12 protein-coding genes are annotated in these 10683 nt (G+C 44.7%); 7 read left to right on the top strand and 5 right to left on the bottom strand.

The annotated features are described in order from the left end of the window. Positions 1–236: 236 nt before the first annotated feature. Positions 237–578, top strand: coding sequence for an MGMT family protein (locus tag B2899_RS08080; protein ID WP_286884963.1), 342 nt, complete (start codon positions 237–239; stop codon positions 576–578). An 80-nt stretch (positions 579–658) separates the two neighbouring features. On the opposite strand, the gene B2899_RS08075 is transcribed toward B2899_RS08080, so the two are convergent. The 3 genes from B2899_RS08075 to B2899_RS08065 all read right to left on the bottom strand — a co-directional run bounded on the left by B2899_RS08075 (position 659) and on the right by B2899_RS08065 (position 2475). Then, a complete protein-coding gene (locus B2899_RS08075; RefSeq protein ID WP_146811815.1) occupies positions 659–877 on the bottom strand; it encodes a methionine aminopeptidase in 219 nt (72 codons plus the stop codon). A gap of 70 nt (positions 878–947) precedes the next feature. Continuing rightward, positions 948–1391: a PaaI family thioesterase gene (locus tag B2899_RS08070; RefSeq protein WP_146811814.1), complete on the bottom strand. Its 444-nt coding sequence runs from the start codon at positions 1389–1391 to the stop codon at positions 948–950. Between the two features lie 484 nt (positions 1392–1875). Continuing rightward, positions 1876–2475, bottom strand: a complete 600-nt coding sequence (locus B2899_RS08065; protein ID WP_146811813.1) for a nitroreductase family protein — start codon at positions 2473–2475, stop codon at positions 1876–1878. A 297-nt stretch (positions 2476–2772) separates the two neighbouring features. Between B2899_RS08065 and B2899_RS08060 the strand changes: the two genes are divergently transcribed. After that, on the top strand, positions 2773–3357 hold the full coding sequence (locus tag B2899_RS08060) for a guanylate kinase (protein ID WP_146811812.1): 585 nt from the start codon (positions 2773–2775) through the stop codon (positions 3355–3357). A gap of 256 nt (positions 3358–3613) precedes the next feature. Here the strand turns inward: B2899_RS08060 and B2899_RS08055 are convergent, their stop codons facing one another. Next, positions 3614–4285, bottom strand: a complete 672-nt coding sequence (locus B2899_RS08055) for a glucosaminidase domain-containing protein (RefSeq protein WP_286884959.1) — start codon at positions 4283–4285, stop codon at positions 3614–3616. Positions 4286–4549: 264 nt separating this feature from the next. Between B2899_RS08055 and B2899_RS08050 the strand changes: the two genes are divergently transcribed. Both B2899_RS08050 and B2899_RS08045 read left to right on the top strand, forming a co-directional pair. After that, entirely contained in the window at positions 4550–5395 is an 846-nt protein-coding gene (locus B2899_RS08050; RefSeq protein WP_146811810.1) for a methyl-accepting chemotaxis protein, read from the top strand. Positions 5396–5502: 107 nt separating this feature from the next. Further along, on the top strand, positions 5503–6324 hold the full coding sequence (locus B2899_RS08045) for a squalene/phytoene synthase family protein (RefSeq protein ID WP_146811809.1): 822 nt from the start codon (positions 5503–5505) through the stop codon (positions 6322–6324). Positions 6325–6412: 88 nt separating this feature from the next. Here the strand turns inward: B2899_RS08045 and B2899_RS08040 are convergent, their stop codons facing one another. Continuing rightward, positions 6413–7510 carry a CdaR family transcriptional regulator gene (locus B2899_RS08040; protein ID WP_286884956.1) on the bottom strand — a complete coding sequence of 366 codons (1098 nt, stop codon included), beginning with the start codon at positions 7508–7510 and terminating at the stop codon, positions 6413–6415. Between the two features lie 155 nt (positions 7511–7665). Here B2899_RS08040 and B2899_RS08035 point away from each other — a divergent pair, with 155 nt between their 5' ends. The 3 genes from B2899_RS08035 to B2899_RS08025 all read left to right on the top strand — a co-directional run. Beyond that, a complete protein-coding gene (locus B2899_RS08035; protein ID WP_146811807.1) occupies positions 7666–8814 on the top strand; it encodes a glycerate kinase in 1149 nt (382 codons plus the stop codon). Positions 8815–8883: 69 nt separating this feature from the next. Further along, entirely contained in the window at positions 8884–10146 is a 1263-nt protein-coding gene (gene larA / locus B2899_RS08030) for a nickel-dependent lactate racemase (protein ID WP_286884954.1), read from the top strand. A gap of 203 nt (positions 10147–10349) precedes the next feature. Continuing rightward, the coding region (locus tag B2899_RS08025; RefSeq protein ID WP_286884952.1) for an amino acid permease at positions 10350–10683 on the top strand (334 nt) is incomplete at its 3' end.

Raw genomic sequence — 10683 nt, 5'->3', positions numbered from 1 at the left:
CCTTTTTCTACATTGAAATCATCTCCTCATTCTTTCCTCTCTTTTCCTTCGTACCACAAAAGTCAGCCGCCCTTCCCACAATTTTCATGTCGGGGGTGCGGCTGAGATGCCATGGTGGTTTTCTGTGAAAATCACGAAGAAAGAAGGGGAAGGAAAGAGGAAAGGAGAGCCAGGGAAGAAAAAGGCGTTCGCCTTTTTTCACATGGTGGTTTTGTAAGAGAGCATTAAAAAATCCAGTGAAAAAGCGAAAGGAATTAAATCATGAGTTTTTTACAGAAAGAGTAGTTGAAATGATTAAAAGTATACCTGAGGGGAAAGTGATGACATATGGTCAAATTGCAAGTTTAGCCGGAAGTCCTAAAGGGGCGAGACAGGTAGTTAGAATTCTCCACTCCATGAGTAAAAAATATAATCTTCCCTGGCATAGAGTGATAAATTCAAAAGGCGAGATTGGCTTTAAAGACGATGAGTCATTTATCGTACAAAAACTGCTTCTCGAAAGTGAAGGGGTAGAATTTATTGATAATAGGTGTATAAATCTAGAACAATATCAATTCCATCCAGATGTATATTCGTAAAGAAACACAACCTCTTTTGCACCTGGTTGTCGAGGTGCAGAAGAGGTTGTGTTTGCCCGCTTACGTATGTTTGTTTTTATTCAACTATGCCGCCCATTCACTTTAGCCCAATCGGAAAACAAACCGCTGCCATTGCAGCCAGGGCAATCATATCGGTCGATGTAGGCGAACTCGTGCATGATTAACGGATTAGCCCCTATTCCATTACAGTCGGGACATTTTCCTTGCGCCTGCATTTTCGCTATCTTCTTTTCATATAATGCCGCTTTCCATTCAAATAGGACATTGAACAACCTCATTTTATCCACCCCGGATTTTGTTTACTTTCATTATGTGGAAAAAATGAGATTTTAAACATCAATGTGTTCCCTATTTTTCGGTTCCTTTTGTGAAGCGGTAAAATGTTCCGGATGTTGTGCTCACGACTTCTCCCTTTTCATTTTCAATCACGCATTCGGAGAATACTACTTTATAACCATCCTTTACATACCTGGCTGTGGCAATGAGTTTACCGCCTGTGGTCGCTTTTAAGTAGGACGTTTTTAATTCCAGCGACACGTAAGGGCCATCTTTATAGCGGAAATTTAAATGGCCAATCGCGGTATCAGCCAGATAGGTAAGAATACCGCCATGAACGGTGCCGAGCGGATTAAACATAGTTTCAGTAACAGGGCACTCGATTCGGCAGATTTTCTTTTCGTCGTCATATGAGAACGTAAAGTTGAAGAGATTAAACAGGAATACTTTCTCTGGTGAGATTTCGGCTTGCAGCCAAGATGTTTTGACATGATCTAAAAATGTTTGTTTATCCATAATGTATCTCCTGAACTTAAAATATTTCTATAAATATTAAAAATTCTAAATGATTACTATGTAAAAATCCTGCACACATATTTGACTGGCTTTCCTGACTACAATGTAGAATGATATTTAATAATCCTTTCGAATAATCCATCTCATCCCTTTTTTCTCTGTTTGATTCAAGCAATTGAAACGGGCTGCACTATTTGCTTTTGTCTCTTGCTTTTTCATTGAGTAATCGTGTCGTCTACTTCCGCTGTATCCTCCCCCGTATATTGATTGGCAGCAAAATGAGCGATGGCTCATTTCTAGCTTAAATAAAATATTCTGCAATAGAGTGAAAAATCCTTTTAATCGCCACAAATAAAATCGTTTTATATTTTCCCTCCATTGTAAGCGAGGAAAAACGCGCGGGGCGTATGCCAGCCGTTGCTTTTTCCTTGTGGAGCGTGTGACCCGAAAAGAGGGAAAAGACCGGCAACGCCCGCGTGTTTTCTTATTTGAACACTTTTATGCGCTCTTCCAACGGTTGGAATAACTTCTCACCCGGAGGGGCCGTCGGCTTGCCAAATGGCATTTGCGCAAGGAGTTTCCAGGAACTTGGAACGTTCCATTCTTTTCTCACATCATCGTCGATGAGTGGATTGTAGTGCTGTAAGGAGGCACCCAATCCTTCGAGTTCCAGTGCGGTCCACACAACATATTGAAGCATACCGGAAGACTGCTGCGACCAGATAGGGAAGTTATCTTTATACAGGGCAAAATCTTGTTGGAACTTCTCAATTACACTGGTGTCTTCAAAAAATAAAACAGTTCCGTACCCGCTTCGAAAAGCGTTCATTTTTTCTTCCGTTGGGACAAATTTATCTTCAGGTACTATTTTTCTCAGCGTTTCTTTTGTTATGTCCCATAATTTATCGTGATGTTCGCCCAGTAGGACAACGACGCGTGCACTTTGCGAGTTAAAGGCAGAGGGCGTATGTTTCACAGCATGGCTTATCACTTCCTGAATTTTCTCATCTGAAATGACAGGGTCTTTGCTAATCCCGTAAACGGAACGCCTGTTTTCTACAGCTGAATAAAAATCTTTTGCCATGAAAACCTTCCTTTCAATTTATAAGTAAGTACACTTAAAGCTTACCCAGAGTTTTACAAGGGTAATCTATTTATAACGGAATTTTTATGGAAGGGGGGTAAGAACGAATAAACTTTATTCCTTGCCCGGCTAAATATAAAGAAAAGGAATAGAAAAGAGCATATACATAAAAAGGAATTTTATTGAAAAAAGAGAATATAACTTATATGACCTGCACTTCCTCATTAACTCATTGCATATATGGTAAGATGGATTCAATTCCGGGGACTTTACTTATTCTCAAGGAGGTTATAAGCCATGTTGAACTTGAAAGAGAAAGAGTTTATCTTCGTATTCACAGGTCCGGACGGAGCAGGTCGTAAAACGATTGCCGAAATGATTTTTCGCAGTCTTCACATTCCGCATGTCGTCTCTTATACGACCCGTCCAAAGAAGCCAATGGAAGTGGAAGGTCATGACTATCATTTCATCACCGAAGAAGAGTTCCATCAGGCCCAGAAAAACAACGAGTTTTTAGAGAGTGTTGTGATGGACGGGTATCACTATGGCATCAAAGAAACCGATATTGTCTCTTTGTTTAAAGAAAACCACAGTGTTATCATGGTATTGAACGCGCAAGGAGCAGAAACTATGAAAAAGCTGTACGGGGATAAAGTGCTTCGTTTCTTTATCTACGCCGACAGCGAAACGGTGCTGGATCGCCAGAAGCAGCGCGGTGACTCGGAAGAGGATATTAAACGACATCTTGCACACTACCAAGAGGCGATGGAGTATAAAGAGAAGTGCGAACATATATTTGAAAATTTCGATTCTTCTCATACTGCTTTCGAGATTACAAAGCTGCTTGAAAAATATTTGGATGTACAATTTCTTGAAGAATAATGTTCTATACGTGCAATAAGATTTATTATGAAACAAAGGCCGGAATAACACACTGTGTTCACTCTCTTGGCTAAAATTAATGGGCGTTCGTCCGCGAGTCGCAGAAGATGGAAACAACGGTAGGAACAGAGAAAGCCAACCTTGAAAACCCGGGGTTGGCTTTTTTAAATGCACTGGCAAAACAACTTAATTGACGACAGTAAAAATATTGTGTAAGAACTGAAAAGAAACCCGCGAAATTCTCTGCGGGTTTTGGCTACTGTATAGTTTCTTTCGGGATAACAGGCATACTAAGCATTCTGGAATAAATATCCAGGATGCTTTCCCCATAGCCTTTCCCCGGAACCGCCCACTTTCCGTTTAAATCCTGCCAATTCGGTGCAGTGCCTCTTGCCACATATTTAAATCGGGGGTCAATGAGTACTTCATTCTTTGGCAGATTGCTTTTTGTAGCATAGGCATACAAATGCTGGATATGGGCACGTACACCCTGTTCCGGTGTTTGAAAGTAGTTTCCCTTATTTGTTTTACTATTTCCGGTAGCCCCGATGCCAGCATAGTTATGTTGATTCGCCTGCACAATACCGCCAAATCGATGGTATCCGGTTTCTTTAAGCATCTGGCAAAAAGCGATGTCACCACGGATTCCATATATATTTCCAATCTCTATGTATAAGCGAGGAAGTTCGGCCGGAAAAGCAGGATTTACGGAACGGGCAAAAGCAAGCATCTGTTCCTCTGTAGCTATTGAAGCCCCTGTAATCGTTTGTTTTTCCTTCACCGATAGACCTGTCGATGATGAAGGAAAAGAAGGGGCAGGGGCCGCATTGCTTTCAGCATGCACGCTATCTTGATTGGAAGCTGTAACGATTCCACTACTACACACAAGACCGATAACAATTGCCGTACATGTAATCTTTCTCACCATATGTATTTCGTACAATTCCTATCAAAAAATAAAAAGGTTGTACATCGGTCCTCCTTTTTCTTTTCTCTTTCTTTTTAATTAGACGCTCCTTTCTACCTTTAGTTGCATATTTTCCCTATTATTCTATCATTCTGTATCTTTGTATGAAGAAACAAGTGTAAGTTGACGAGTATATATAATAGGAATATTATAAAGAAATGTAGGAATAAATTAACTTTTCATAATGATTAAACAGAAAAAGACAAGAGTTAGGGGAGAAAAAAGTTGCATTCTATCCTTCAAAGTATTATAGATGTAATGAAAATTTATCAGGCTGGCTATCCTGAAGATGCATGTCTGTTGCTTTTTGACCATGAGAAACTAATCGGGTATCTTCCGGGAGAGAAATTAGACTTTAAGCTTCCGCTCGGAACGCGCATCGAAGATATAAAAGGCACTGTGGTGGAAAAAACATGGAGAACCAGGTCTTCGCATCCGCTGCGTGAGGAGCGCGGTTCGGAACAATTCGGCTTTGCCTACATATCGACAGCGGTCCCCATCTTTGACGAAGGAAACCTCATTGCGATTTTCAGTATGGTTGTATCTAATGAAAAAATGGACACGCTTCGTTCGGCTTCGACTGATTTAGCCACCACGATCACAGAACTGACGACGATAACCGACCAGATCGCCCACGCTTCCAGTAATGTAGCCAATTATGTGGAAGAGTTGTCCGGTCAGTCTTTATCTGTGAAAAATGACATCGAGAGAATCAGCAGCGTTCTTTCGTTCATTCAAAAAGTGTCTACGCAGTCTAAAATTCTTGGATTGAATGCTTCCATTGAAGCGGCAAGAGCCGGAGAGCACGGACGGGGTTTTTCCATTGTCGCTAAGGAAATTCAGAAGATGTCGGAACAAAGCAGAACGGCTGCAGAAGATATTACCAACCAGCTTGAGAATATAGCAAAGTCAATTACACACATAAGCGAAGCCATTCAACAAATTGCCGCACATACAGAAGAAAACGCGGCGACTTCAGAAGAAATGAAGGCAGCCTTTGATACGGTTTCTTACACCGCAGAAAAATTGATGCAGGTGGTTGAAAAAGGCATGGGGGCTTCGCAAACATAGCTGGTAGTGGCGGAAATTTGTCAGAATGTGAAATCCTCTTTTTGAGGTTCGAGATATAGGGTAAAATAAGAAGATACTTGTAGAGCCGAAAAGGAGTATTGTTCAACATGACAGATACAGTGGAGTTGCGCAAAAGAGCCATGGAGATGCTGCTGGCCACCAGCCGTACTTTCTTCATTCCCATTAGCCACCTATCGCAAGGATTACAGGAAGCAGTTGCATCGGCTTACTTATGCATGAGAGCGATTGATGAGATAGAAGATCACCCGGAGCTTCCATCCGATGTCAAAGTTTCTCTGCTGCGTTCGATCAGCTTACTCTTAGACAAGCCTATCGAAGACAAGGCATTCACGGAACTTTTTAAGCCGTATACATCCTTCCTGCCTGATGTCACCTTACAGTTCGGGGACTGGGTGAAGCTGAGTCCGCCTTCCATCGAGCCGAACATCCGAAATGCAACGGCGATAATGGCAAAAGGAATGGCTGATTGGGTTTCTAAGAATTGGCACATTAAAAACGAAGAAGATTTGGATTCGTACACGTTTTATGTTGCCGGTTTAGTAGGCATTTTGCTCTCGGAGATTTGGGAGTGGCATAACAGCGATATTAAAACGGACCGGGAGCTGGCCATCGGCTTTGGCCGCGGGTTGCAGGCGGTCAATATTATTCGCAACCGCGCGGAAGACCGGACCCGTGGGGTGGACTTTTTTCCTGACGGATGGGAAGCAGAGGAGATGTTTGCCTATGCTCGCCGTAACCTGGCATTAGCAGAGGCATATTCGAAGAGCATTACGTCCGATTCGATTCTTATGTTCTGTCGAATCCCGCTCCTTCTCGCACACGGTACGCTTGACGCTTTAGAAGCGGGCGAGGAAAAACTCAGTCGTGCCGAGGTAACGGAGCTGGTTCGACAGGTGACCGGATTCTAGGCGCTTCGATCGCTATTGAATGTACGAATGAGGGCGGCAGAATGCCGGGTGTTTCGATGCCAGGCAGTCTGCCGTTTTTATTGGCCCGTTATTCGGATTTCTTTTTCAATCGGTACATCCAGACGGCCAATTGCAAAGAAACGGCATCCTGAAATACCTGCGGATTGTACCCCGTTTCCTGATTAATCTTTTTCAATCGGTATACAAGTGTATTGCGATGAATATACAGTTTTTTTGCCGCTTCGCCAATATTTAAATTGCAGTCAAAAAAAACTTCCAGCGTGTTCAGCATTCGCTCAGACAGGTGGGCCAACACGCGGCTGATGTATTTTTGTTTCACCTGTTCATCGAGCCGGTCAAGAAAAGCTTTCGTTTCGATTTCAGGATAGCTGATAAAGGATTGTTCCTTCTGTCCCAGCAGCAGTGCCCATTTTGCCTCTTCCAGTGAAAGCCGGATGTCTTCCTGTTGGCTAACGGAGGTTCCAAGGCCAATCCGAAAAGGGAGATGTAGATAACGCAGCACCGACTGCATGCTTTGCAATTTCTTCCTCACCTCTTTCTCCGTCATGTGCGAGGTCAGAATAAAGAGTCGGTTCGCGCTTACGAAACCGGGAAGAACTTGTGTGCCCCCTAGCGTTTCCTCCATCCGTTGAATCAACTCCTGGTTGGTAAATGGATTCTCTTCAATTTCCACCAATGCCACCTGGAAAGGAGGCTCCAGTCTAATGTTGAGTAGATTGAGCCGTTGTTCGATGAATTCCTGTCTTGGGTTCGCAGAAGTGAGCTCTTCAAAAATGCGTTCCTTGAGCCGCTGTTTCCATTCCAACTGGGAGGTCAGAAAAGACTGGGTAATCATCATCTCTGTGCTCATTTTGACTAGCTCCCCAAACTCCGCGATTTCTTCCGGTTTTCCGGTAATCCCGATCACTCCGATGATACGGTTCTGAAAGGTAATGGGAAGATTGATCCCCGGCTGCGCTCCTTGCCAATATTTCTGACTGTTTTCATAAATGACAACTGGTTTTCCGGTGGACAAGACCTCCAACGCTCCTTCATGAATCCGGTTGACGCGTTCCGGGTCCCCTGAAGCGATGATCGTTCCCGAATGATCCATAATATTAATGTTCCGCTTTAATCGAATCATTGTTTGCCGTACAATCTCGCCCGCCATCTTTTCTGTCAGCATGATGCATTCCCTCTTTATGAATCGCTATTATTTATATAAAACAAAATAAACGAAATATTTGTTGTATTATTTGTGTATCATACACAATGCTTTCTTGCAATCCTATTATTATAATAATTATAAAAAGTGAAAGCGTTTTATAATGAGGTGTGGATATGAAAATTGTGATTGCGCCGGACTCCTTTAAAGGAAGTGTGTCCGCCTGGGAAGCATGTGTAGCGATCGAGCGCGGAATTAAAACGGTGCTGCCAGAGGCAAACACGGTTTTGGTACCGGTTGCAGATGGCGGGGAAGGGACAATGGACAGCCTGGTGATGGCGACGCGGGGGCGCGTTGTCGAACACTGTGTGACCGGCCCTTTGCATCAAGCGGTGCAGGCGGCTTATGGCATTCTCGGCGATCAGGAGACCTGCGTCATTGAAATGGCCAGCGCTTCGGGATTGTGTCTGGTTCCGCCGGAGCAAAGAAATCCGCTGATTACGACCACATACGGAACCGGAGAGCTCATCAAGAAAGCGCTGGACGACGGTTGTCGAAGATTTATTCTGGCGATTGGCGGAAGCGCTACCAATGACGGGGGATGCGGGATGCTGCAAGCTCTTGGTATGAAGTTGCTCGATGACAGAGGAGAAGCCATCGGTTTCGGCGGAGAAGAGCTTGGGCGAATTGCCGTAATTGATACGGAGGGTTTCGACCCGAGAATTGCCCAATCTGAATTCTTAATCGCAACGGACGTCCAGAATCCGTTCGTTGGCCCGCAAGGTGCGTCCCATGTTTTCGGACCGCAAAAAGGGGCAACACCGGAGATGGTGGATAAGCTGGACCGTTATTTAACCCATTGGGCGGATATTATCGAAGCGAAAACAGGCATTCGGCTCCATGAAAGGCCGGGTGCAGGAGCCGCAGGCGGGATTGGGGGCGCATTTCAAGCGTTCTTTCCCGGGGAGACGAAACGGGGGATCGACATCGTTATCGAGCATACCAGGCTGGAAGAGAAGCTCGAGGGAGCGGATCTTGTCTTTACGGGAGAAGGACAGATTGACTTTCAAACCGCATCCGGGAAGACGCCGATGGGCGTAGCTCAAGCAGCGCAGAAGCACGGCATTCCGGTTTTTGCTCTGGCAGGTTCCGTCGGTTCTGGCATCGATGTGCTATATCAGCAGGGAATTTACAGTATTCACAGCATCATCAATGCGCCAGTGACACTGCAGGAGGCAATGGAACGAGCCTCCGAATTGTTAGCGTTTACCGCAGAGCAAGTGCTTCGTACCTATCTGGCATCATCTAGTTATCAACGTGGATAGATGGCAGCGAAAAGCGGGCATTGACGGAACGGTGGAAGAAGCCGATAGAATAAGGAGTGGTAGGATAATATGAGAACGACATTGCTATATGGAAAAGATGGATTGGCGATTGAAGTGCCGGATCACTCCGTCATTTTAGAACCGAAGAACCTGCCGGGACTTGAAGATGAAGAAGGCGCTGTGCTTCAAGCGCTTCGTAACCCGATTGGAACGCCGCCGCTTCGGGAGATGGTAAAAAGCAGCGACAAAGTGGCCATTGTTATTAGCGACATTACGCGTCCGACGCCCAATCACAAATTGGTACCATGGATTTTGAAAGAACTGCTGCATGTGCCTTTAGAGCAATTCGTCATCATTAACGGTACAGGAACGCACCGGGACCAAACCCGGGAAGAATTCATTCAGATGCTGGGCGAAGAGATCGTGGATAGTGTGCGTGTCATCAATCACCACTGTCATAACAAAGACGAACTGGTGAAAGTCGGGACAAGCCGTTTCGGCTGCGATGCGTATTTAAACAAAGAGTACGTGGAAGCCGACTTCAAAATCGTCACCGGGTTTATCGAACCGCACTTTTTTGCGGGATTCTCGGGGGGGCCCAAGGGAATTATGCCGGGCATTGCCGGCATCGAAACGATTATGACCTTCCATAACGCACGGATGATTGGAGATCCGCTCTCAACCTGGGGCAATATGACGGATAACCCGGTACAGGATATGGCCCGTGAAGTTAATCGGATGTGCAAACCGGATTTCATATTGAATGTGACGTTAAACCGGGAGAAAGAGATTACGGCTGTATTTGCCGGAGAATTGTTCGAAGCCCATAATCGCGGCTGTGCTTTCGCAAAGGAACATGCAATGCTGCGCTGTGATGAGCGCTTCGATGTGGTGATTACCTCCAATTCCGGCTATCCGCTGGATCAAAATTTGTATCAGGCTGTAAAAGGCATGAGTGCAGCCCATAAAATTGTCAAAGAAGGCGGTACGATTATCTGTGCGGCGGAATGCCGGGATGGACTTCCTAATCACGGGAATTATGCAGAAATTTTACAGATGCGTAAAACGCCGCAGGAAATCCTGGATATGATTAACGATCCTTCTTTCAAAATTTTTGACCAGTGGCAAGTGCAGAAGCAAGCTGTGATTCAGGTATGGGCGGATGTGTATGTCTACTCCTCGCTGCCGGATGAGGATGTGGAAAAAGCGATGTTTAAGTACACGCATAATATTGAGCAAACGTTAGCGCAGCTAAAAGAAAGATACGGCGAAGAGATGACCGTTGCCATTCTTCCGCTGGGTCCGCTTACCATCCCGTATGTTGAAGAATAAAGAATAGAAGAAACAAAGCCGTTCTCCGAGCTGAGAAACGGCTTTGTTTTTTGTTTTCTTACTTTCTCATTTCATGCTCATTCTTAAGAAGGGTGAACGAGCATATCTCATGGGATTTTTTTCTGTATTGTGTAATCGATAAAGTCGTGGTAGTGTGTTTAAGTTACAGTACAACACAGAGAGTTGAGTAGAGGAGAGTTTGTATGAACACGAATGAGCAAAAACTATCTCGCAGTCTTAAAGCGCGCCATATTATGATGATCGCGCTCGGTGGGGCCATTGGCGCAGGCATGTTTAAAGGAAGCAGTACATCGATAACCTTAGCCGGACCTGGTGTAATACTGGATTACATTATTGGTGGTATCATTTTGCTTTTTGTAATGAAGGGGCTCGCCGAAATGGCGGTCCATAATCCAAAAGCGAAAACGTTCCGGGATTTGCTGGAGCCAGTGCTCGGCCCATTTGTCGGATATTTTTCGGGCTGGATGTATTTTCTTAATTGGGTTTTGGTCATGGCTGCTGAAACAGCGGCTGCCG

This window comes from Aneurinibacillus sp. UBA3580 (genome assembly GCF_002375825.1).
In the GTDB taxonomy this organism is placed as follows: domain Bacteria; phylum Bacillota; class Bacilli; order Aneurinibacillales; family Aneurinibacillaceae; genus Aneurinibacillus; species Aneurinibacillus danicus.
This window is presented reverse-complemented; position numbering and strand designations above follow the sequence as displayed.

What these genes read in the sequence shown, in the direction of transcription:
- B2899_RS08075 (WP_146811815.1), bottom strand. Translation starts at nt 877, where the DNA reads ATGAGGTTGTTCAATGTCCTATTTGAATGGAAAGCGGCATTATATGAA.
- B2899_RS08070 (WP_146811814.1), bottom strand. Translation starts at nt 1,391, where the DNA reads ATGGATAAACAAACATTTTTAGATCATGTCAAAACATCTTGGCTGCAA.
- B2899_RS08065 (WP_146811813.1), bottom strand. Translation starts at nt 2,475, where the DNA reads ATGGCAAAAGATTTTTATTCAGCTGTAGAAAACAGGCGTTCCGTTTAC.
- B2899_RS08060 (WP_146811812.1), top strand. Translation starts at nt 2,773, where the DNA reads ATGTTGAACTTGAAAGAGAAAGAGTTTATCTTCGTATTCACAGGTCCG.
- B2899_RS08055 (WP_286884959.1), bottom strand. Translation starts at nt 4,285, where the DNA reads ATGGTGAGAAAGATTACATGTACGGCAATTGTTATCGGTCTTGTGTGT.
- B2899_RS08045 (WP_146811809.1), top strand. Translation starts at nt 5,503, where the DNA reads ATGACAGATACAGTGGAGTTGCGCAAAAGAGCCATGGAGATGCTGCTG.
- B2899_RS08040 (WP_286884956.1), bottom strand. Translation starts at nt 7,510, where the DNA reads ATGCTGACAGAAAAGATGGCGGGCGAGATTGTACGGCAAACAATGATT.
- B2899_RS08035 (WP_146811807.1), top strand. Translation starts at nt 7,666, where the DNA reads ATGAAAATTGTGATTGCGCCGGACTCCTTTAAAGGAAGTGTGTCCGCC.
- larA (WP_286884954.1), top strand. Translation starts at nt 8,884, where the DNA reads ATGAGAACGACATTGCTATATGGAAAAGATGGATTGGCGATTGAAGTG.